Source organism: Capsulimonas sp. (assembly GCF_039929585.1).
Classification (GTDB): domain Bacteria; phylum Armatimonadota; class Armatimonadia; order Armatimonadales; family Capsulimonadaceae; genus Capsulimonas.
Genome location: NZ_JBDSQY010000097.1, coordinates 1 through 21,316, shown reverse-complemented (window position 1 = coordinate 21,316; position 21,316 = coordinate 1). Strand labels below are relative to the sequence as shown.

General features: G+C 59.9%; 19 protein-coding genes and 1 pseudogene. 9 read left to right on the top strand and 11 right to left on the bottom strand.

All coding sequences use genetic code 11. The features are described from left to right. Positions 1-62: 62 nt before the first annotated feature. On the bottom strand, positions 63-920 hold the full coding sequence (locus ABIZ35_RS07045; RefSeq protein ID WP_348219172.1) for a DUF1559 domain-containing protein: 858 nt from the start codon (positions 918-920) through the stop codon (positions 63-65). A gap of 144 nt (positions 921-1,064) precedes the next feature. Between ABIZ35_RS07045 and ABIZ35_RS07040 the strand changes: the two are divergent. Continuing rightward, positions 1,065-1,250: pseudogene (locus ABIZ35_RS07040) on the top strand (type II secretion system protein); the annotation flags it as partial. A 445-nt stretch (positions 1,251-1,695) separates the two neighbouring features. Then, entirely contained in the window at positions 1,696-2,520 is an 825-nt protein-coding gene (locus tag ABIZ35_RS07035) for a Clp protease N-terminal domain-containing protein (RefSeq protein WP_348219171.1), read from the top strand. Here ABIZ35_RS07035 and ABIZ35_RS07030 read toward each other — a convergent pair. Further along, positions 2,457-4,883: an HD domain-containing phosphohydrolase gene (locus ABIZ35_RS07030; RefSeq protein ID WP_348219170.1), complete on the bottom strand. Its 2,427-nt coding sequence runs from the start codon at positions 4,881-4,883 to the stop codon at positions 2,457-2,459. The two genes, ABIZ35_RS07035 and ABIZ35_RS07030, sit on opposite strands and share 64 nt — an antisense overlap. 132 nt (positions 4,884-5,015) lie before the next feature. Here ABIZ35_RS07030 and ABIZ35_RS07025 point away from each other — a divergent pair, with 132 nt between their 5' ends. Both ABIZ35_RS07025 and ABIZ35_RS07020 read left to right on the top strand, forming a co-directional pair. Then, positions 5,016-5,996, top strand: a complete 981-nt coding sequence (locus tag ABIZ35_RS07025; RefSeq protein WP_348219169.1) for an NAD(P)H-quinone oxidoreductase — start codon at positions 5,016-5,018, stop codon at positions 5,994-5,996. 96 nt (positions 5,997-6,092) lie between these two features. Further along, on the top strand, positions 6,093-7,028 hold the full coding sequence (locus ABIZ35_RS07020; protein ID WP_348219168.1) for a molybdopterin-dependent oxidoreductase: 936 nt from the start codon (positions 6,093-6,095) through the stop codon (positions 7,026-7,028). Between the two features lie 130 nt (positions 7,029-7,158). Here the strand turns inward: ABIZ35_RS07020 and ABIZ35_RS07015 are convergent, their stop codons facing one another. The 9 genes from ABIZ35_RS07015 to ABIZ35_RS06975 form a co-directional block, all read right to left on the bottom strand. Further along, on the bottom strand, positions 7,159-7,992 hold the full coding sequence (locus ABIZ35_RS07015) for a prepilin-type N-terminal cleavage/methylation domain-containing protein (protein WP_348219167.1): 834 nt from the start codon (positions 7,990-7,992) through the stop codon (positions 7,159-7,161). Between the two features lie 245 nt (positions 7,993-8,237). Then, positions 8,238-8,363, bottom strand: coding sequence for a YezD family protein (locus ABIZ35_RS07010; protein WP_348219173.1), 126 nt, complete (start codon positions 8,361-8,363; stop codon positions 8,238-8,240). A gap of 252 nt (positions 8,364-8,615) precedes the next feature. Further along, a complete protein-coding gene (locus ABIZ35_RS07005; protein WP_348219166.1) occupies positions 8,616-9,674 on the bottom strand; it encodes a hypothetical protein in 1,059 nt (352 codons plus the stop codon). Between the two features lie 88 nt (positions 9,675-9,762). Beyond that, entirely contained in the window at positions 9,763-11,655 is a 1,893-nt protein-coding gene (locus tag ABIZ35_RS07000) for a sensor domain-containing diguanylate cyclase (RefSeq protein ID WP_348219165.1), read from the bottom strand. A gap of 205 nt (positions 11,656-11,860) precedes the next feature. After that, positions 11,861-12,913 (bottom strand): hypothetical protein, encoded by a 1,053-nt coding sequence (locus ABIZ35_RS06995; RefSeq protein ID WP_348219164.1) that lies wholly within the window; start codon positions 12,911-12,913, stop codon positions 11,861-11,863. A 92-nt stretch (positions 12,914-13,005) separates the two neighbouring features. Further along, positions 13,006-13,836 carry a heavy metal-binding domain-containing protein gene (locus tag ABIZ35_RS06990; RefSeq protein ID WP_348219163.1) on the bottom strand — a complete coding sequence of 277 codons (831 nt, stop codon included), beginning with the start codon at positions 13,834-13,836 and terminating at the stop codon, positions 13,006-13,008. 70 nt (positions 13,837-13,906) lie between these two features. Continuing rightward, on the bottom strand, positions 13,907-14,296 hold the full coding sequence (locus ABIZ35_RS06985; protein WP_348219162.1) for a hypothetical protein: 390 nt from the start codon (positions 14,294-14,296) through the stop codon (positions 13,907-13,909). Positions 14,297-14,480: 184 nt separating this feature from the next. Then, positions 14,481-14,693, bottom strand: a complete 213-nt coding sequence (locus ABIZ35_RS06980; protein ID WP_348219161.1) for a hypothetical protein — start codon at positions 14,691-14,693, stop codon at positions 14,481-14,483. A 117-nt stretch (positions 14,694-14,810) separates the two neighbouring features. After that, entirely contained in the window at positions 14,811-15,593 is a 783-nt protein-coding gene (locus tag ABIZ35_RS06975; protein ID WP_348219160.1) for a Nif3-like dinuclear metal center hexameric protein, read from the bottom strand. Between the two features lie 76 nt (positions 15,594-15,669). On the opposite strand from ABIZ35_RS06975, the gene ABIZ35_RS06970 reads away from it, so the two are divergent. From ABIZ35_RS06970 to ABIZ35_RS06950, 5 genes are all read left to right on the top strand, one after another. Then, positions 15,670-17,277 (top strand): hypothetical protein, encoded by a 1,608-nt coding sequence (locus ABIZ35_RS06970; protein WP_348219159.1) that lies wholly within the window; start codon positions 15,670-15,672, stop codon positions 17,275-17,277. After that, positions 17,261-18,118, top strand: a complete 858-nt coding sequence (locus ABIZ35_RS06965) for an alpha/beta hydrolase (RefSeq protein WP_348219158.1) — start codon at positions 17,261-17,263, stop codon at positions 18,116-18,118. Before ABIZ35_RS06970 ends, ABIZ35_RS06965 begins: the two co-directional genes overlap by 17 nt. 76 nt (positions 18,119-18,194) lie before the next feature. Then, a complete protein-coding gene (locus ABIZ35_RS06960) occupies positions 18,195-18,749 on the top strand; it encodes a peptidylprolyl isomerase (protein WP_348219157.1) in 555 nt (184 codons plus the stop codon). A 203-nt stretch (positions 18,750-18,952) separates the two neighbouring features. Further along, entirely contained in the window at positions 18,953-19,225 is a 273-nt protein-coding gene (locus ABIZ35_RS06955; protein WP_348219156.1) for an acylphosphatase, read from the top strand. Between the two features lie 189 nt (positions 19,226-19,414). Further along, a complete protein-coding gene (locus tag ABIZ35_RS06950) occupies positions 19,415-21,265 on the top strand; it encodes an EAL domain-containing protein (protein WP_348219155.1) in 1,851 nt (616 codons plus the stop codon). Positions 21,266-21,316: the final 51 nt, after the last annotated feature.

Here is a 21,316-nt window from a genome sequence, read left to right as displayed (position 1 = left end):
ACAAATACAGCCGGGCTTCCCAATGCTGGGAAGCCCGGTTTGAGGAACGCGCGGAATGGAAATTAGTCCTGCGCGCGCTGGAAGCCAGACGCATTGCATGTCTGGGTCGGATCCCAGGACCAGTCGATGCCGTCACAGCCAGTTTCGTAAGCTTTCGTATTCGTGACGAACTTCACGTGTCCGTCGGCGTAGGCAATCGCCGCGCCCTGCTTGTGGAATGCACTGGCGGTGTTCGAGGCAAGTTTCGCGGCGGTATCGCCAAACGGCTTCTGCCAATCGGCAAACATACGTGTCTCGGCCGGACGAGTAAAGGCTGAGAGAGTAACGGTGCTCAATCCCGTTTGGGTGCATGTTCCAGCGCCGGGGGTATAGTTCCAAGCGTCGGCAGCGCTATCGTAGGCGATCGAGCCGTTTCCGCCGGAGCACTCAGTAGTGGAAGTTGCATATCCCGTGATCGTTTTCACAGGGAAGGGGCTGGAGAAGTTCTGGTTGGTGAATTTGTACGAGGTGCCTTGCAGCTCCCAATAGGAGTGTCCCGCCGCCTGCGCGGCCGACATTCCGTTCACCTGGACTCCCGGGCCGGAATCGTTCGGGCAACGAAAGACATCGTGGCTTTTGATATAGGGCATAATCTCAGCTTGGACGCCTGTTTCCGGTACGCCAATGGTCTTAGACGTATACACGCCCGCCATGTACTTATCTTTATAAGCGATAGGCATTGATTCGTCAGCGTCCTGAGCGTATTGCAAAATCCCGAGAGCGAACTGCTTACAGTTGGAGACGCAAGTCGTCTGGCGGGCCTTTTCGCGGGCCTGGGCGAAGACGGGGAACAGGATAGCGGCGAGGATCGCAATAATAGCGATGACAACGAGCAATTCAATCAGTGTAAAGCCCTTACGAAGGCTCTGGGTGGTTTTCATTGGAAACGTACCTTTCGGGTATTAAATCTTTGTTATCATGAGGATACGCTGATTATGGGAGGCTTATGTTAAGAGAAGATTAAATCAAGAGAGATTAGATAAAATTAATATAAAATCAAAGAATACAGCGGTACACTCACCGCCATGACCTGCAAAAACCGAGCGTTCACCCTGATCGAGATCCTTGTCGTGATCGGTATTATCTGCATCGTGGCGGCAATTTTATTCCCTGTTTTCGCCCAGGCGCGGGAGAAGGCGCGGGCGTCGGCCTGCTTCGGCAATTATCGACAAGTCGGACTGGCGATCCACATGTACGCGCAGGATTCCGACGGCTTCACCCCTCCCGACGGCGGTTCGTTCGCGGGGCTGATTGAAGACAGCCGGCCCTATATCCATACGCCCCAGATCTTTACCTGTCCCGACGATTACGATCGCAAAGAAGAAGGCCGCGCGGGTTCGTACCGAATGCCGACGTTTTATCAGGGGAAGCCTTTGAACTGCGGCTGGAACGATCCTTATTCAGTAAAAGTCATCGCGCAGCCCACAAGCACCGTCTTGACTTACGAAGCCGAACAGGACTTCGCACAGTCGCCCATCAATCCCACCTACCGCCACCACGGCGGCGCGCAAATCCTCTACTTTGACGCGCATTGCCGGTGGATCGCGCGTGGCCGCGAGGCTGTTGATGACGACGACTAGCCTTGCAGGAAGAATTCCATGCTTTGATGAAACTCTGCGTTATATTGATGCGAGGATTTGATATGAGGAGACTTCCATGTGGCAGAGGTTCAGTGAACGCGCGCGTAAGGTCATTTTTTATTCTCAAGAAGAGGCGAGATACTTAGGGGAGAACTATGTCGGGCCGGAGCACATTCTGCTCGGCTTGCTGCGTGAGGCGAACAATGTCGCCGGTAACTTGCTGCAGGAAAGTGGCGTCGATCTTGTGGGCTTGCGCGTGGAGCTCTTGGCGCGCGTGAAGCGCGGCGAGGGACAAATTGGCGGCGACATGCAGCTGACGCCTCGGGCGAAGTATGTGATTGACTTCGCGTATGAGGAAGCGCGGGCGCTTCGTCATAACTATATCGGCACGGAGCATTTGCTGATGGGGCTGGTGAAACAGGAAGACTCGGCAGCAGGGAAGTTGCTGGCCGAACATGGGGTGACGATCGAAGATCTGCGCGCCAAAGTTCGCACCGGATCCAGTGGTACGGATACGGACCTGGCTGAGCCGCCCCCCTTCCGTCCCATACCAAGCCGCGGCAAGGACGAGGAAGTGAACATTTGCGGGCCGGCGTTAGCCGCGTTTATTCGGGAAGTTCTCTCGCAGAATGGCGAAAAAATCCACTTGATCTTTGGCGACGTAATTACCGGGGAGGTCGTTGTAAACGGAGCAATCCGTCAGCTGACGGCGCTGCCTGGGCATCTTTCCGCAGACGTCCGCCGATACTTTACCGATTGGGCGGCGTTCAGCGGCGGCGCCGAACTGCTGGCTGCGGGGCAGCCGGTGCGTCTTGCCTACTCGCATCTTGGCCGTGGTTACGATTTCATGCTCACGGTTGAGGCCGATGGATCGCTCACGCTCTCCATCGCGCCGGTGTAAAGATGGGCGCGGAGGAAGGCGGCGACGCACTTTGGGTCCCACTGGGAGCCGGCGCCGTCTTTCAGGATGGCGAGGGCCTGTTCGCGGGGCATTCCCTTGCGATAGGGGCGGTCAGTAGTCATGGCGCTGAAGGCGTCGGCGACGGCCATGAGACGGGCGATCAAGGGGCATTCCTCGCCCGCAAGGCCGTGGGGATAGCCGCCGCCGTCCCAGCGTTCGTGGTGGTGGCGCACGGCGTCGAGCGTGTCTTCAAATCCTGGGACTGACGCGACGATGGCGGCGCCCATCATTGGGTGCTGCTTGACCGCGTCGAACTCTTCCTTGGTCAGCCGGCCCGGTTTGCGCAGGATCTTGTCCGGAACGCCGATCTTGCCCAGGTCGTGCAGCAGGGCCGCGACCGACACCGTACGCAGGCTTTCGGCGTCCATGCCCAGTTCCCGCGCGATGTCCAGGCTGTAAACCATGACATCCTCGGAGTGGCGTCTTGTGTAACGGTCTTTGTTGTCCACGGCCGCCACCAGGCCGTCCAGCATGGTGAAGCCAGAGGTTTCTTCCGCGACGGCCGCACGCAGGCGGTCGGCTTCCTCCGCTCCCATCCCTTCGGCCTTGGCTCGCATCAGCCGCCGGTCCGCCGCCTCCAGCACTTCCGCATGGCCCGCGCCGTCGTGGGGAAACACGGCGCCGCCGACACACAGACTGAGTGGGATCGTGGTGTCGTAGCCGGGCGGCGTATAGCCCAGTTCGGCCACGGCTTCCTCAATGCGTATCTTGATCGACGACACCTCGGCGGTCCCCGCACCGGGCATCAGCATCGCGAACTCATCGCCGCCGAAGCGCGCCACCACATCGTGGTCCCGGCAGCAGCGCCGAAGCGCCTCGGCGATCCGGCGCAGGACATCATCGCCGGCCGGGTGCCCATAGGCGTCGTTGAAGAACTTGAAGTTGTCCATGTCCATCATCAGGACGGCCAGAGGGAAGCGCTCGCGGCGGGCTCGCTCTTCTTCTTTGACGAGCTTTCGATGGAAGGCGCGATGGTTCAGCAGACCCGTCACCGGGTCGTGATCCGCCAGCCGGACCGCTTCCTCCAGCGTGCGCTCACGATCCGCCTCCATGCTCTTACGCTCGGTGATGTTCTCGGCGACGGCGGCAAACCGGGGCGGCGCACAGGGATTGCCCGGCATCAGGCACACGCTCACCGCGAGCCAGCGGGTGATCCCATTGATGGTCCGCGCGTACTCGAACCGGACCGGCTCGCCCATTTCGGCGCTTTTGCGGCAATTTTCCAGCCAGAACCCGCGAATCTCCTTTGGAATACGAAGGTCGCGAAGCGACTTTCCCTGCACCTGACCGATCGATCGTCCCAGATAATTCGCCGTCGCTCCGTTGACAGAGATGAAGTAGACTTCATCGTCTCGGATTTCGGTGACCCCAAGCAGAACGGCGGAACTGTCGTAGAAGCTGCGCAGCGCCGTTTCGCTTGCGCGCAGGGCTTCCTGAGACTCGTGCAGCGCGTCTTCAGCCTGCTTGCGTTCGGTGATATCGATTGCGGAGATCAGAAATCCGATCACGGCGCCGTTCGTCCCAAACTCGGGGGTGTAAGAAGCCTGGATATACCGTGGGCCGATGCCGCGCATCGGCACCCAGGCGTGATATGCAAGCGCTTCACCGCGAAGCGCCCGCTCCGTATAAGGCCGAACGATCTCGAAGGCCGGCGCTCCCAAAACATCAGTAATCCGAAGTCCCACCGCCTGTTCCTGGGACACGCCCAGCATCTTCTCGTAAGTCTTGTTTACAAAAAGGTAGCGAAGATTGCGATCCACGCGCGCGATCAGGATAGGGACGGTATCCACGACGCTTTTGAGGCTGTTTCGCCGCATCTCGATCAGCAGAACGGCCTGCCGCGCCACCCGCAGCAGCGCATCTTTCTGATCGTGGGAAAGATCTTGAGGATCGCGGCCAGCGACGCAAAGCGTTCCGAGCGGCGCGCCGCTGGAGGAAATCAGAAGCGCGCCAGCGTAGAACCGTATGTGCGGCGAATGGGTCACAAAAGGATTGTCCGCGAACCGTTCGTCCAGATGCGCGTCCGGGACGACGAACACCTGATCGCGTTCCTGAACGTACTGGCAGAAGGAGATCTCGTAGGGGATTTCGCAAAGATCCAGCCCCAGACGAGCCTTGAACCAGAGGCGGTCGCCGTCGCGCAGGGACAGCAGTGCGATCGGAGCTCCGCAGATATGTCCGGCGAGACGGACAAGGTCTTCGAAATCATCGTCTTGCGCCGTCTCGAAAAGATGGCGCAGATCCGGCGCATCCATGCTTGTCTCTTCCTTGCGATGTTCAGTGGTAGGAACGGTAGTAGTCATTCGCTTTTAATATTCGGAAGAAACGCGCCCTCTCATTATTCCGTATTTTGGTCAGGTTGTCAAAGAGAGATCGTTTTTGGAGTTTCGACCTGACGGCGGACGGGGACTCTTTGGGCAGTGAGGGAAGTAATCATGCAATATATTACCATGGAGGCTCCGGGCGGTCCGGAGGCGTTGACGCTTGCCGATGGCCCGGCGCCCACGCCTCGCGAGGGTGAAGTCTTGATCCGTGTCGCGGCGGCGGGTGTCAACCGTCCCGATATCGCCCAGCGTCAGGGCGCTTATCCCCCTCCGCCGGGCGCGTCGCCGATTCTGGGAATGGAGATCGCTGGAACGATCGCTGCGCTTGGCCCGGGCGTTGAAAGCCATAAGATCGGCGATCAAGTCTGTGCGCTGGTGAGCGGCGGTGGGTACGCGGAATACTGCGCGGCTCCGGCGGCGCAGTGCCTCCCCATTCCTCAAGGACTGAGCTTGATCGAAGCGGCGGCCCTGCCGGAGACGTACTTCACGGTCTGGACCAACGTCTTTCAGCGCGGCCATCTCCAGGCGGGCGAGACGTTTCTCGTCCATGGCGGAAGCAGCGGCATCGGGACGACGGCCATCCAGCTCGCGCATCAGTTCGGCGCGCGCGTGATCGCCGACGCCGGCACGGAGGAAAAATGCGCCGTCTGCCGCTCGCTCGGAGCGGAGCTGGCGATCAATTACAAAACTCAAGACTTCGTCGCCGAGGCCAAACAGTTCACCGAAGGGCGCGGCGTGGATCTGATTCTCGACATGGTCGGCGGTCCGTACTTTTCGCGCAATCTGGCGGCGCTCGCCCGAGAAGGCCGCCTTGTCCAGATCGCGTTTTTGCAGGGCGCCAAAATTGAAGTCGATCTCACCCTCCTGATGGTCAAGCGCCTCACCGTCACCGGATCGACGCTGCGCCCGCGCACCGTCGCCGAAAAAGGAGCGATCGCGCGAGATCTTCACGAGCACGTCTGGCCGCTCTTGGAAAGCGGCAAAGTAAGGCCACTCATCTACCGAACCTTCCCGCTCGCCGATGTCGCCCAGGCGCACGCATTGATGGAGAGCAGCGAACATATCGGAAAGATCGTGCTGACGGTATCATAGCAATAGGATCGGCGATGATGGCGACGGAACTTCTCGCGCGTTTCGTTTGTATGAAGGACGAGACGCCATGCGAAGGCGTGGGAGGATCGGTGGATTATGGACGGAGATGAAGCGAAAGTGCATGACGCATCGGAACACGAGGAGAAGACAGAGCCTGAGAAAAAGGTGAGGTCGCGATTCGCCGAGGAAGCGCCGTCACCGATCCTTGTGCCGAGGCGGCGGCTGCAAATGCAGTCGCGGCGCGACTTCCTGATCTACGGGGCCGGCGCGGTCGCGGCGGCGTCCGCATTCTGGTGGCTGCTGCCGGACGACACGCATGGCCGTGTGCTTACCCAGGCGCAGAAAGCGCGGCTGGATTCGCTTCAGGCGCGGACAGGGCTGACGGCGGCGCGTAAGGAAACGCTGTTGGGGAAGGCGCTGACCTTCGATGACGACGTCGCCGAAGCGCTGTACTCGCCCAATCGCACGGTCCCTACCTACGCCAAATCCCAGATCACGCCGGACCTGCGCAACAACTACGGAGGCGGGACGCCCGAACCCGACTATATCCCCGACTGGACTTTGAAATTGGACGGCCTCGCCGCTGGCAAGCCGCAGACTCTGAGGCTGCATGACCTGGTGACGCGCTTCGGCCATCACGACGAGATCACGCGTCTGGTCTGCGTGGAGGGCTGGAGCGCCATCGCTTGGTGGGGCGGCCTGCGCTTCGCGGACCTGCTGCGCGCCTTCCCACCCGCGCCCGATGCGCGCTGGGTCAACATGGAGTCCGCCGTCAATGTGGACACTGACGGAAATTCCGATCCGTACTATGTCTCGATCGACCTCGGCACGGCGCGGCACTCACAGACACTGCTGGCGACCCATCAGGACGGCAAGCCGCTCACCGTGGAGCACGGCGCTCCGCTGAGACTAATCGCGCCGATGAAGCTGGGCCTCAAGAATATCAAGGCCATCACCCACATCACCTACACAGCAAAAGAGCCCGCCGACTACTGGAATGAGCGCGGGTATTCCAAGTACGACGGGATTTGACGCTTGTTGGGCGTGGAAAAGCGTTCTGACAAAATATTCGGCCCGCCGTCTCCGGGGAAGGGAGAAACGGCGGGCCGAAATCGTGTCCGAGTTCCCCATTATTGGGGCGGAGGGGTCGAAACTAATCGAATTAGAGCGAGCGATCCCAGTTGTTGTGCGTGTCGTCGATGTATGTCTGGACGGGGATGACGGACTTGACATGGCCGTCGGCGAAGCCGACATTGGCGCGGCCTTGGTGGCGGGCGTGGAGCGCCGCCTGCGAGTTCAAGTTCGTCCACGCCGGATCAAGTGAGACGGAGTTTGCGGTGTTGCCCAGGAGATACTGGGGAGTCAGCGATCCGCGTGAGACGGTGCTATCGGCGCGCTGCGTATCGCCGATCAGAATCAGGTTCGCCGGGCTATTGAGCGCCGCGAGGGTAGTGTCTTTGTTGACGCCGATGTTTGCGCCATGCGCCGTCTGGAAGTAGGTGACCGCCGCTGCGCTGGCGCCGGGCGTGCCGTCCGCATTGGTGTTGCCTTCGTTAATGTTGAAGCCGTAGTCGTTGGGCCAGTAGACGTTCGCGCTGGTCGGACCGGAAAGCGGCTGCGGGGAGGGCCATGCGACGGTGGCGGAAGGATCGCGCCAGATATTGCCGCCCTGGCTGGTCTTCAGGCCGCCCTTGATATACGGCTCCAGGCGACCGCGGATGCTGAAGACGGCCGCTGAGACGGGATCGTTGACCGCGCCCGCCGGCGCCTCGCGCTCGGTGACGGTTGGGAAGAAACGCTCGTCATTGTCTTGCAGATACTGGAGCGTGGCGAGACCGAGCTGCTTGAGGTTGCTGACGTCTGTGGCGGAGCGGGCCTTTTCGCGGGCCTGGGCAAAGACGGGGAACAAGATAGCAGCGAGAATCGCGATAATAGCGATGACAACGAGCAACTCAATGAGGGTAAAGCCCTTGCGGGAGGATCGGACATTGGACATTTGGGTGATCTCCTTGGTAATAGTACGAACGAATAAATGACGGCTCCATGCGTTCTTGCCGGCTTTTGCCTCCCGGCGCGGCGAAGCGCCGGGAGGTTCATAGACGCGACAAGGCCCCGCAAGCCATTGGCGATGGATAGTTATTCGCCTGGCGTCTGCGGGGCCTCTCGTTGACGAGTCAGCCACATCATTTTATTAAAGACAGTATACCACTAATGATAGTGATTTACTAGTCTTTTCGAGAATTAAACAAGACGAATTTTTTCGGTCTTATCGATCTGCACGACTCGGCCATCCTGAATGATGATCTGTACTGTGCCAAATCGGATGCTTGCGACCGCTTCTTGAATCTTCTGAAGAGGAATTTCCACCGCCGTCGCCGGCTGCGGCGCTTTGCCATTGAGAATTCCCGGCTTTTGCTGATGCACCGCGTTGCTCCTTTCCCGATCGCCGGCTCTCAGCGGCGCGTTAAATACTAGTAAATTTATAGCAAAACTTATTACGGGCTATTATGTCGCTTTTTAAAGGTGATGTCAAGCATTATTTTCGGCGACAAAAAAAGCCCCGGAGAGAATTCTCTCCGGGGCGAGTGGGGTGAAAAGGTTGGCGATTTGCGCCAAAGGTTAACGATGCGCCTGCCGGTAAGCGTCGGTCATGCCGGCGGGCACCCACCCGGCGCGGGTATAGAGCGCATTCGCGGCCGTCAGCTGCGCTTTGGCGGCGTCCTTTTTGCCCATGCGCATGGAAACGCGTCCGAGCATGTAGACGGCCAGCGGGTTCTGCGGACAGAGGCGCACGGCTTTTTTCAGACGGCTTTCTTCGGTCGCGAGGCCCTGCGCCGTCAGGGGAGTCAGGATCAGGCCGCCGACGGTGCGCTCGCCGCGGTAGTATTCGAACTGCGATCGCAGGAAGGGGACGCTGAGCGTTCGAACCTGCGCCGTCGCGACCTTGGCGTTATTCGGCTGGCCTCGGTACGAAAGGATGACGCCGCTGGCGCCCTCGAAATTTGGGTTGATATATTGGGATGCGGACTTGGCGGTGTTGAATGCGAACAGGCCCTGGTGGCGGGCGAACGGCTCCGGCTCGGAGGCGTCCACAAGCACATCCTTTCCGTTCGAGAGCCGCAGGACGGCGGAGGCATGCCCGTTGTTGGTGGTCTGTCCGACCATATTGCGGGCGACCATGACGACACCGGCGTCCATGCCCATCTTTTGCAGCAGGCCAGCGATCAGCACGGACTGAAGGAAGCACTGGCGCTCACCGTACGTCACGGTATTGGTAAAGTCGTAGCCGCGATCGAGGCTGAACTTCGGGATGGCCTTTTTGATCAGCTTGTGTGTCCACGCGCCGATCTCCATCTCCTTTGCAGCTTTCAATTTGGGGTCGGAAATGCGCGCAAGCTCCGCGCGCTTCGTCTCCAAAGCCGCCGGCAGCGTTTCTTCGTTCTCCAGAAACGGCTTGGACGCCTGATCAAGCCAAGCATAAAACTGGTGTGGGTCGGACTGGCCGTTTTCTTTGTAGGAGTCGACGAGGAACTGGGTAAAGACCGAGCCATGGTACTCAAACCGAGCGTCGCCGTGCATGCCCTGCGAGTGCGCGGCCTTGGCGTGCGCCGCCGTGAAGGGGAGCGCGAAAAGGAACAGCGCGGCGGCGAGAGTTGGAATCGTACGGGATTTGAACATAGAACACCTTGCAGCAAAACGTAAGAGCTAGATATCATAGCGCAAACGCGAGCTGATTTGTTCCCGATATACCCGATATAACCCGATCTTACGCCGCCGCGTTTTCTGAGTGCTGGCCGCTGCTTTGTGCGCCGGCGACGACAATCTGGTTGCGCCCGCCGTGTTTGGCGCGGTAGAGGGCCTGGTCCGCCATGGCGATGAGGGTCTGCATGTCTTGGGTGTCGTCCGGGAAGGTGGCGACGCCGAGACTGATGGTTTTGTAGACCCGTTCGTCTTCGTCATCCGGGTGGCCGGGAAAGACGGCGGAGGCGACGGCGATTCGCAGGCGCTCGGCGGTGCGCCACGCTTCTTCCTTGGGCGTTTCGGGCATGACGATGATGAACTCTTCGCCTCCCCAGCGGCCGACGATGTCCACACTTCGGACATTTTCACGCAGCAGCGCCGAGAGACGTTTGAGGAGGACGTCGCCTTGTGGGTGTCCGTAGGTATCGTTGTAAATCTTGAAGCCGTCGACATCCAGCAGGATCATGGAGATCGCATGGCCATACCGCTCGGCGCGGCGGTGTTCGGTGAGCAGTACTGAGGTGATATGGCGGCGGTTGTAGAGCCCCGTTAGCTCGTCCGTGACTGATTGATTGTAAACGTCCTGATGCATTCGGATGTTCGCGAGCGTCGTCGCGGTCTGTGTCGCCAGCGACCGGACTCGGGCGATGTCCCGAACGGTGTAGGACTGTGGGGCGTCCCGCTCGTACTGCGCCACGCCGATTGTCTCGCCACCGACCACCAAGGGCACGAGCAGAAGGCAGAACGTGGATTCGTCCCGCGCCCCGCCACGCGCTCCTTCTCGGATAATCTGTGGGGCCTGGCGGTCGGCGGCCTTACCGATCAAGCCTTCACCGAATCGAATGGTGCTGATAGAGCTTGAGAGACGGCAGGCGTTCGGCACGGAGCCGGACGATCCGCCTTGTCGGCTGACACGCTCCAGGCGCGGCTGTGTTTCGTCGGTCAGCCACAGGGTCGCCCGGTCGCAGGCGATCAGCCGCGCGGAAAGCTGGAGGAACCGCTCGGTCAGTCGGTGTGGGTTCGTTTGCGAGAGCGTGACCGCGCTCAGTTTCTCCATGGCGTCGACCTGCTCACGCAGCATGGCGACCTCGAAGCCGTAATGGGCGATGAGGGCGAGCAGAATCATCAGGCACGCGCAGAGGGCGACATCGCCGATGTTATGCGAGGCGTGATAGGTCAAAACCATCATCAGCGCCACGGGAGCGCAGGCGGTCAGCGCCAGGGCTTCGAGCCGCCAATCCGTCGCCGTGCGCGAACGCGTCGCCTGCTGGACGGGCTGTACGAAGGGAAGGTTGATCTGGCGTCCGAGGACGTAAATCGCACTGTAGAGAAGACAGGCGAAGGCGATTTGCGGGATGAAAGGCGCCGGCGTCGGGTCGTCCGCCGCGCGCTGCGCGAGATCCCCGGCCAGCGAGTGGTAAAAGCCGCCGGAGACCAGCGTGGCGAGCGCAAGCCACGCGCCGCGGTCCAGCGCTCCTCGGCGCGCCGAGGAGATGTCGCGCGTGGCGGCGTAAACGGCGTTCGCAAGAAGGAGCGGGACTACGGCGGCAAACGGGGGCAGCAGCAGCATGGCGCCCAGACCGATGCCGGGCAGCGTGACGACCCTCTGGCCGCGCGGGCCGCTTGCCGGAAAGAGGACCGACAGGACGCTCAGCGCTGTAAACAGCAGAAACAGCAGGCGCGGCGCTTGGGGCGACATCATATGATCGTGCTGGATCGCCAGCAGCGACAGGCCAATAAAAATGACTCCGCACAGAACCCAAATTGGGCGATTGGCGCCGGGGCGCTGCCGCCGAGAGAACTGTGGCTCATCCGCCGCTTCGAAAGAGCGTCCATCAGGATCATCGGCGATGCGGCGCGTCGCCATACGATCCTTCGAAGGAGCCTCTTGTTTGTAGAATTTTGAAGCAATCTGCATCAAATCGGCCGTGATCCTTTTCTCGAGTCCGAAGACGATCCCATTTGTCTTCATTTCTCGCGATCACGAGATTATCCCATGTTTATGATGGAATCTTCTGAACTATTTTCTCCTTCGCGGAGGCCCTCCAAATATAAGATAGGCTCCTTCCAAAATATGGAAAGAGCCTAGTGTGGAGTGCTTATGGTTTGTGTAAAGGCTTACTTTAGAAGGGAAGCCCAGGGATTTTGATCTTCTTCTTCGGCTTCTCTTTTTGTTTCTCTTTTTCTGCTTCGATGGCCTGATCCGCCGCTTGCTTCGCGGCCTCCGCCGTAGCGTCCGCGTCCGTTGTGTCGGTCTCGTTCGTCGTTTCGTCGGAGTCGTCTTTAGGCGCTTTGTCGCCCTTCATGAACGAGTTCATCATCTTTTGCTGCTGCTGCTTATTAAATTCGTCTTCGGTTACTTTTTTGTAGTCCGAAGGGACATCAAACAGTGCATCGTCGAGTGTGGCGGTCGAATGTTCACGCAGCTCGCGGGTGAAGAGGGGTTTGTCCTTGGAGTCATAAAAGACCTGTTTCACGGACATCAGGCCGAACATGTCGCGCAGGCCCGTCATATCGCCCTTCATCTCCTGGGTGATCTGGCAGCCTTTGGCGCTGGGGACCACGCGCGATTCGGCGTAGCGTTCGGGACAGTTGAGCCCCGCCTTGATTGGAGCCATCCAGAGCTCCATCTTCATCGTGTTGTCGTCGTTCCCCGCGCATCCGGAGGACTGCGTGCGGAAGGTGATCATGGCGTGGCGCGCCATGACATCGGCGACCTTTTCCTTCTCCAGCTCCTTTGCCGTGAAGGTCATGGTGATCTTGCCGGTTCCGCCGCCGGCGCCCTGGTCGTCCGCTTTATGTCGCCGCATTGACTCGGAGGGCGTCAAACTTCCGGCCATCAATGATCCGATGGGGGAAACCGTGTAGATTTTCAAATCGGAATCGAGCTTGATCTCCTGATGCTTGTCGCACTGGGTGATTGTCGTGGTGGTCATTTTCATCGGCCCGAAGTTCATCGCGGTTTCTTCGCGCTCGCGCATGTCTTTCAGGAATGTCGTGGTGCGCATGGAGCCGTCCATCGCCGGCCCCCCCGCGTCCGTGTCGGCTTTGGCGCCGGCCATCTTCATCTCCATCGTATAACGCACATCCGCGTGGCTTATGGATGGAAGCAGCGTCGCAGCGGCGATCAGCGCCAGCGAACAGGGAAGTTTGTATTTTGAAATTTGAGTGGGCATAACAGACTCTCCTCCAACAGTGGGTTGGGTGGACGCCCGAGAGCCAGCGTGCGTCCACCCAGGATGTTCGCGGAGACGTGGGGAAAGTCCTGCTATCGGTCGATCAGCGGCAGCACCATGCTGGGGGTGGGAACGTGGTGCTCGGTTCCGATGGAGACGACGCTGGTGCCCACGGCGAAGTATTCGATGACGTGGCTGCCCCAGCCATGCGAGTTTTCGTGCACGGAGGCGCCGACGACGCCGTCCGCGCCGATCTGTTCTGCTTCGCTCTGCATGCGCGCCACGGACAGTTCGCGGGCGTCGTAGATCGCCTGGGTGTAGGTCGGCATCTCCACGTTTTGGCCGATCTGCGAGAACCAAGCTTTGATCCCCTGGTAACCCACATGGTAGACGCAGTTGCCCATTACAAAGGAGAGCGGCCGGTAGCCCGCCTTGGCGAGTGTCCAGAAGTCCTGTCCACTGAGGTCCGAGGTGAACGGACGCCCATTCGGTGTCCGGAAGTTGCCTCCGGTGCGCGACTTGACCGCCGTGCCGACCGCGACAAACTCCGCGAGGTTCTCGCCCCATTCCTGGCGGCCGATTTCTAGGCGGACGCCCACGATGCCGTCGGCGCCCAGCATGTCGGCTTCTTCCTCCATGCGCGTCATCGCCAGATCCCGCGCGTGGTACATGGCCTGTGTCAGCGTGTCCAGCTCCATGCTCTGGTTGAGCGCGGGCTTCTGCCAGCCGATATGATAGATCGATGAGCCGAAGACGAGGCCGACGGGGTCGAAGCCGACTTCTTTGACGAGGAGAAATTCATTGACGGAGAGATCGCTGGTGAAGAGACCTTTTTTGTTCGCGCCGGGGAGCATAGCGGCGAGGCGGCCGCGGGCGCTGGCGGGAATACCTTCCTGGGAACCGGGAATGTAGGGATCGGGCATGGAAATTCTCCTTTTTGAGTGGGAGCGCATTGCGCGAGGGATTGGTTCCCGGCGAGGGGCGTCGGAGGGATTACTCCAGCAGCCGGCGCATGGCCGCCATCGCCGCTTCGTCGGACGCGGCGCGGCCGGCGACGTCTTCCGAAAGGGCGGTGAGCCATTGATGGATCGGAAGCTCCTCGGACTTCAGGCGAATTCCGCGCACGATCTTCTCGCGTCGCGTGGCGAGCGTTCCCCGGTTGTCCTCGATCACATAGACGCTCTCGCCAATCGTCGACGTAACGCGCGTCACAGGCTTGTTCTTTCGGAACAGTCCGCCGGCGCGTTCGACGCGCGTTTCGGCGGGCAGGGCGCCTTCCAGAAACACGGCGATCAGCGGCAAAAAGCCCTGCGCGTCCTGGCGGTACATCTGTGACAGGGCGCCGGAGACGCCGAGGGAAGAAAAGTCGATCTCACTGTCCATATTGGACGCATAATACCCAATCGCGCGGGAATTGCACGTCGCTTCTCGCGAAGAGCAAAAACAACCGCCACGCGGAAGACGACGGGGTTATCTTTCGTGTGGCGGCTGCGCGGGGGATTAAGTTGTAATGAGAGCGCTAGAAGGATCGAGATGGCGCGTTCGTGAGCCGATCGCGGCGTCCCGACTAATGGACGGTATGGACTTCGCCGGTCAGAGAGTCAAACGTGTGGGTCAGGAAATACGAGCGCAAGGCTGCGACGATCTGCTCGCTCGGATCCAGTTCCCAGGATGCGGACATCAGCGCCGATGCATCGGCGGCCGGAGTGCGCGCCCCTGTATCCTCATGATGAGAGGCCGAGTTGCGGCAGTTGTTCAGTCGTTCTTTGTGTGTCGCCATCGAATAAAAGCCCTCCGCATTTAATTTACCCGCGAACTGGAGGGTAGAGCGCCGGTAGATATACCGGAAAATGCGTTCAGAGGAACAAAAAAAATCGTTTGGCTGTTAAAAACGCGCTCAAATCCCCTTTTCTCCGATCCAAATGGTCTCGATGGAAGGAAATTGCTCCGTCAATATTTCCGCCATGCGCCGCATGCCGGGCGCCTCCGTGGCGTCGTGTCCAGCGTCCAGCAGCGCCAGTCCGCGCGCGGCGGCGTCGAGAAACTCATGGTGGCGGACGTCGCTGGTGACATAGGCGTCCGCGCCGGCCCTGAGAACATCGTTCATCAGAAACGCGCCCGCGCCGCCACAGACCGCGACCCGCGCAACTTTTTTGCCGCCGGCGGGTCTGTTGATACGGAGGGCGTTCGTTCCCGTTCCGTCGAGCCTCGCGGCGACCCAGGCGAAAAAGTCGTCAGTGCTGAGAGCCGCCGGCAGGTCGCCCAAACGGGGCAGCGTTTTCGCGCCTTCATGCCCGAGCGGCATAACGTTCCGAAGGCCGAGCGTATGGGCGAGCGTATCGTTGATCCCTCCCTGCGCGCGGTCCCAGTTCGTGTGCATCGCGTAGAGCGCGATGTTATGCTTCACGAGCGTGACGGCGGCGGCGGAGATCGGGTCGGCGTCCGGATCGATCCGCTTCAGGGGATGGTAGAGCAGGGGATGGTGGGCGACGATCAGATCCACCCGAGCCTCCGCCGCCCGCCGGGCGGCGTCCGGCGTGAGATCCAGACAGACGCCGATACGCGCCACATCCTGCGCCTCCGGCGACGTGATGAGAAGACCGATGGGATCGTTGTCCAGCGCGCTGTCCTCGGGCGCAAGCCCGCGCAGAAACGCAAGCGCCTCATGAAGATTGACCATGTGGGTATTATACCTGCACGCGACTGCGAACGATTTGTTCGACGGATACGTAACGGAAGGTAGGAGAACTCCTCAAATGAGAAGCAAGATGCGTCTTTGGCAGGTAATGCCCGCAATGACGCTGCTAACGATATCGGTAAGCGCCGCGCACGCCCAGCAGGGCGGCGGGATTGTGCGAAGTGGGGCTGCGACCTCCCAGATGGACCCGGGGCTTCAAACATTGCTTGCCGGTAATGTTTACGTTGACCCACGTCTGACGGATGTCAATCAAGGCGCGCTGGAGGAAGCTGCAAAGCAGGGACGTGACAATCCACATACCTTCATAAAGATTGCCGCTCTTGATACACTCCCTAATGGTTATCGAACTCGCGGAGAATATACAACTAAGCTGCATGACAGCCTAAACCTTGGTAAGAATGGGCTAGTTGTCGTTGTGTTCCATAATCACCCGAACACAACAGGGCAAGCGGGTATTACTGTCGTTTCTGATGGTCTCACCAAAGCTGAGGAAACTCAATTAGCAAAAGAAGCCCAGCCCTTGATACTGCGGGATAAAACAGAAGGCATCAGCGCGCTGGCTCAAAATGTTGCATCCAAAGTAAATAATAAGGAGTACGGCGGGCAGGCGTTTCTTTGGGGGATCTTCCTTGTTGTCGTTCTGGCTGTTGTTGTGCTCATCGTGATGGCGTTGCGCAAGAAGAAACAAAATATTGCAGTTGCCCGTGAGCCTGTAGAGGCTCTTCGAGGCAATGTTCTCCAAGGAATCGAGTATCTTGACAATTATGGGGATGTCTTGCCCAAAAATAATCCTGATTCCGATCAAGTTCGAGCGTTTCGTCAAGCGGCGTCTAACAAATACGATCAAGCCAGCAAAATATTGTTGAGCGCTACTGAGGTTACAGATATCAATCGGGCTCAGGGGCTGTTAGATCGCGCGCAAGCGGATATTGAACAAGGGCGGCGTGCGCTAGACCGCGCGACGGGTGGCACGGGAAATATTCCCGGTGATGACGCATTCCGACCGGAGCCGCTTCCTGCGTCACAACCAGAAGTGGAATCGATCCCGCAAAACCAGCGCGGCGTCTCGTTTTTCTCATCGCAGCCAGCTCCGCTGAATAACCTCGTACCCGTGACCATTACCGTCAATGGTGAAAGCCGCCAAGTGCTGGCGACGCCCGAAGAGGCCGATGATTTGCGGCGTGGGCAAATGCCCCAAGTACGCGCCTTCAACGTCAATGGACAGCAAGTGCCGTGGTATGCGTATAACCAATACGATCCATACCGTGATTACTGGCACTATCAGAATTCTGGGTGGGGTGGTTTCGGTGGCGGTTTGTTGGCGGGCTGGGTTGGCGCAGAAGTGCTCGGAAGTCTTTTTGCACCCCATTATGGTGGAGGGTTTGGCCACTCGGGTTATGCGTATTCGACAGACAACGCATATTATCAAGGTTATAACGATGCTGCAAACTTTGGTGGTGGCCAGAACGATGCTGGTGGCGTCGATTTCATGAATCCGGGATCTGGAGACAATTACGACAATGCTGGCGGGGTCGATTTTATGAATGACTACTCCGGTTCTGGAGGCAGTGATTCTGGCGGTTCCGATTTTGGTGGCTCCGATTTCGGTGGTAGCGACTTTGGCGGCGGAGACTTCGGCGGCTCGGATTTTGGCAGCTCAGATTAAAACCGTCTTCCTTGAGGGAGTGGGAGCCATCGCGGCGGGGTCTCCGGAAAGTTCGGAGACCTTGCTGTATCTGCACGGCTGGGCTTGCAGCAAGGAACTCTGGTGTGGCGCTCTGCAGGAGATGTCCGGGTGGTCCTACGGGGTCGCGCTGGATTTGCCGGGGACAGGGGAAACGACGCCCGCGACGGAGAACAGCTCGATGGTGGATATGGCGCGCTGGGTGGCCGAGACATGCGCGCGGCTGGAGCTGGCGTCCGTGACTCTGATAGGACATTCGCTTGGCGGGAACCTTGCGGCGCAGGTGGCGCTGGATTATCCAGAACTCGTGTGCCGGCTTGTCCTGGTGGACGCGGCGCTGGACCGGGCGTCGCTGCCGAAGCGCGCATTTTGGACTTTGTCGCCGCGTTATGGGATGCACGGCCTGCGGCTGATGCGTTTGGCGTCGGAACCGTTCGCCGCCCTGGGGCGGCGGGCGCCGGACAATCATCGAGGCGGACAGTGGCTGGCGATGGCGCGGAGGACGCGACTTTATGTCGATAAGAACCGAGACCCGGATTTGCAGCAGCAGATGCGCTGGCTGTGCGAGAACCCACTTTCCGTACAGCGCCTGGGGGCGATCACGGCGCCGGTTCTCTGGATCCACGGCGTGCGCGACCTGACCATTCCCATTACCTACGCCCGTGAGGCGATCCGTGCGCTGCCGCACTGGACCCTGCACACCGTACCCGGCTCCGATCACTCACCCATGGATTACGACCCTGACGGGTTCGCGCGTATCATCCGCCGCTTTTGCCAGGAGAAGCAAACATTATCTCCCATACCGGGAGAAGCAAACCCATAAATCCCGTGCTTGACGCGCGCGGGGCGAAGTGCTAGAATCGAATCAATCGCTCAGTTCTCTTTCGGAGGTTTTATTGATGAAGACATTCACCCTCGCCGCAATCACGCTGGCGACTCTCGGCGCGATCGTCGCGCCGCAGGCGGCTCAGGCCAAAAAAGCTCCGGCCGCACCGGTCGTACGCATGGAAACGGCCAAGGGCACGATCCTGATCAAGCTGTTCCCCAAGGAAGCTCCTCTCTCCACGGCGAACTTCATCAAGCTGGTCAACAAAGGCTTTTACAACGGACTGACGTTTCACCGCATCGCCGATCTCGATCCGAACTCCCCCTCTAAGATCGTCCAGGGCGGCGATCCGTCCGGCGACGGCACCGGCGGTCCGGGCTGGGAGATCAAGGGCGAGTTCACTAGCAACGGCGTGAAGAATCCGCTCAAGCATGTGGCCGGCGCGTTCGCCATGGCGCGCACCAGCGATTCCAACGACACGGCGGGATCGCAGTTCTATATCTGCGTCAACCCGGTTCCGTTCCTGGACGGCAACTACGCCGTCTTCGGCCAGGTGCTCAAGGGGCTGGACGTGGCCGCCAAGCTGCAAGTCGGCGATAAAATGACCAAGGTGACGATGCAGAAGTAGGGGGAGGCCCTCATCCCCCGGCCCCTTCTCCCAATTCTGGGAGAAGGGGAGTCAGAGTTTTTGAGTTATCAGATCTTACAAACAAAATCCTAATCGGGCTCCCCCTCTCCCAGAATTGGGAGAGGGGGGTGAGGGCTGCAATTTCGGTCGGTAGGCTTTCTCATTGGGAGAAAAGCAATTCGTACGAGCGAAGGAGAGCAACGATGGTCAAACGCGTTCAAGCCCATGTCAGCGGGCAGGTCCAAGGAGTCGGGTTCCGATACTACGCCGTACATGTCGCTAAGGAGCTTGGGGTCGTGGGCGCCGTGCGCAATACGGCGGATGGCGGGGTTGAGGCGAACGCCGAGGGAGAAGAAGGCGTTCTGAACCAGTTTGTCACCGCGCTGGAGCGTGGACCGCACACCGCCCACGTCGATTCCGTCACCACCGCCTGGGGCGAACCCGTCGGCGAATACTCGGGCTTTACGGCTGTTTAAGCCGCGTTTTCTTTTCAGTCGGCCATTGTGGGAGTTCGCTTAGGGGCGCGCCCCGAGAATTCAGTCGCGAATTCAGCGAATTCAGGTATATTTCTCAGCAGGAAATGGGAATGCTCAAAGCGAAGGCTTGCTTCAGAAAGACGGACAAGCGCGCTTATGACCAGCGTTCTTGCTTAATATACACCCACAATGCCGACCCATGACCCGCAATCCATCATTTCAGGCGTTCGCTCCCCGGGAGCGGACGCCTCCGCACGTCCTGGCTCCACCTCGTCTCAAGTCCCGATCCCACTGCCCGGCGGGCAGGATCGGGCGCCCTTTTTTCTTGAATCTCTGAACCCCAGCGACGATGAGTTGCGCCGAAGCGAAGCCCGGTATCGCGCGCTCGTCCTCGCCACCACGCAGATGATCTGGACGGCCGGTCCGGACGGCGAGATGACCTCCTGGCAGCCGGCGCTCAGCGAATTTCTGGGAATCTCCGATGAACAGCTTCGGGAGCGCGGCTGGCTGCACGCAGTCTCTCCCGAGGAGCGGGACAGCACGGCGCAGCTCTGGCGGCGGCGCCTTGCCGAGCATGTCATGTTCGAGGCTGAATGCCGCCTGCGCCGTCACGACGGGGTATACCGGGATTTCTTTATTCGAGGCGTTCCCGTGCTGGAGCCCAGCGGCGCCGTGCGCGAATGGGTCGGCGCCTGCCGGGACATCACGGACCGCAAGGAAGCCGATGAGATGATCCGGTGGCAGGCGTTTCACGATTCGCTCACGGGATTGCCAAATCGAGTATTGTTTCTGGATCGACTGCGTCAGGCCCTCGCGATTGCCGGCCGCAAGCGAGAGCAGGTCGCGGTCTTGATACTGGACATCGACCGGTTCAAAGACGTCAACGACACTCTGGGCCATGCGGCGGGCGACGCCCTGCTTCAGGAGGTCGCGGAGCGCCTGCGGATTTCCCTGCGCGCCGAGGACACCCTGGCGCGTATGGGCGGCGACGAGTTCACGCTCATGATGCCCAGCCTCAAGGATCCGCAGGACGCTGCGCATGTCGCGCAAAAGCTGCTGGAGAACCTGCGGCGTCCTCTGGTAATCGATGGGCACGAGCTGTTTGTCACCGCCAGCATCGGTATCAGCGTCTACCCCCATGACGGTGATGAGGATTCGACACTCCTGCGCCACGCCGATCAGGCTATGTACCGGGCTAAGTCGCAGGGGCGCAACGGCTATCAGCTTTTCACCGAGACGATGAACGCCGAGGCGCTTGGCCGGCTTCTTCTGGAGCACAGCCTTTACAAGGGCCTGGAGCGCAAAGAGTTCACCCTTTACTATCAGCCGCAGATTGAGATGAATACCTGGAGCATCGGCAGTGTCGAAGCGCTGGTGCGCTGGCAACATCCCACCCTGGGGCTTCTGCTGCCGGGGCAGTTTATCCCGCTCGCTGAGGAGATCGGGTTGATCGTGCCGCTGGGCGAATGGGTGATGCGCGAGGCGTGCCGCCAGGGCGCTCTCTGGCGCGAGCAGGGCCGCAATATCCGGGTCGCGATCAATCTGTCCGCGCGTCAGTTCGAACAGGTCGGACTGGTGGAAACAGTGCAGAGCGCCCTGCTCGAATCGGGGTTTCCAGCGGAGATGCTGGATCTGGAGTTGACGGAAAGCACGATCATTCAGAACAAGGACAGCGCTGCGGAAACGCTCGCGACCCTCAAAGAACTGGGCGTGCGGATCTGTATCGACGACTTCGGAACGGGCTACTCATCGCTGTCCTATCTGCGGCGCTTCCCGCTGGACGTGCTAAAGATCGACCGATCTTTTGTCACCGGTCTCGCCGAGGACGTCCGCGATCAAGCTGTCGTCCGCGCCCTGATCGACCTCGCGCATGCGCTCGATCTGGTGGTGGTGGTGGAAGGCGTGGAAAACGTCGCCCAGCGCAACACCCTCTTTGACCTTGGCTGCGACATCATGCAGGGGTTTCTGTTCAGCCCCGCGCTCAGCGTCGAAGACGTCGACGTGTTCCTCGATACAATTCCAAGCACCCGCCGCCACTAAGCAAGCTCTATGCCTGGCGACTGAAGTCGCGGCTAGAAGTGCACGATGTGC

Bases quoted from the DNA above. Each gene is read 5' to 3' on its own strand.
- ABIZ35_RS07045 (WP_348219172.1), bottom strand. From the start codon at position 920: ATGAAAACCACCCAGAGCCTTCGTAAGGGCTTTACACTGATTGAATTG.
- ABIZ35_RS07035 (WP_348219171.1), top strand. From the start codon at position 1,696: ATGTGGCAGAGGTTCAGTGAACGCGCGCGTAAGGTCATTTTTTATTCT.
- ABIZ35_RS07030 (WP_348219170.1), bottom strand. From the start codon at position 4,883: ATGACTACTACCGTTCCTACCACTGAACATCGCAAGGAAGAGACAAGC.
- ABIZ35_RS07025 (WP_348219169.1), top strand. From the start codon at position 5,016: ATGCAATATATTACCATGGAGGCTCCGGGCGGTCCGGAGGCGTTGACG.
- ABIZ35_RS07020 (WP_348219168.1), top strand. From the start codon at position 6,093: ATGGACGGAGATGAAGCGAAAGTGCATGACGCATCGGAACACGAGGAG.
- ABIZ35_RS07015 (WP_348219167.1), bottom strand. From the start codon at position 7,992: ATGTCCAATGTCCGATCCTCCCGCAAGGGCTTTACCCTCATTGAGTTG.
- ABIZ35_RS07005 (WP_348219166.1), bottom strand. From the start codon at position 9,674: ATGTTCAAATCCCGTACGATTCCAACTCTCGCCGCCGCGCTGTTCCTT.
- ABIZ35_RS07000 (WP_348219165.1), bottom strand. From the start codon at position 11,655: ATGCAGATTGCTTCAAAATTCTACAAACAAGAGGCTCCTTCGAAGGAT.
- ABIZ35_RS06995 (WP_348219164.1), bottom strand. From the start codon at position 12,913: ATGCCCACTCAAATTTCAAAATACAAACTTCCCTGTTCGCTGGCGCTG.
- ABIZ35_RS06990 (WP_348219163.1), bottom strand. From the start codon at position 13,836: ATGCCCGATCCCTACATTCCCGGTTCCCAGGAAGGTATTCCCGCCAGC.
- ABIZ35_RS06985 (WP_348219162.1), bottom strand. From the start codon at position 14,296: ATGGACAGTGAGATCGACTTTTCTTCCCTCGGCGTCTCCGGCGCCCTG.
- ABIZ35_RS06980 (WP_348219161.1), bottom strand. From the start codon at position 14,693: ATGGCGACACACAAAGAACGACTGAACAACTGCCGCAACTCGGCCTCT.
- ABIZ35_RS06975 (WP_348219160.1), bottom strand. From the start codon at position 15,593: ATGGTCAATCTTCATGAGGCGCTTGCGTTTCTGCGCGGGCTTGCGCCC.
- ABIZ35_RS06970 (WP_348219159.1), top strand. From the start codon at position 15,670: ATGAGAAGCAAGATGCGTCTTTGGCAGGTAATGCCCGCAATGACGCTG.
- ABIZ35_RS06960 (WP_348219157.1), top strand. From the start codon at position 18,195: ATGAAGACATTCACCCTCGCCGCAATCACGCTGGCGACTCTCGGCGCG.
- ABIZ35_RS06955 (WP_348219156.1), top strand. From the start codon at position 18,953: ATGGTCAAACGCGTTCAAGCCCATGTCAGCGGGCAGGTCCAAGGAGTC.
- ABIZ35_RS06950 (WP_348219155.1), top strand. From the start codon at position 19,415: ATGCCGACCCATGACCCGCAATCCATCATTTCAGGCGTTCGCTCCCCG.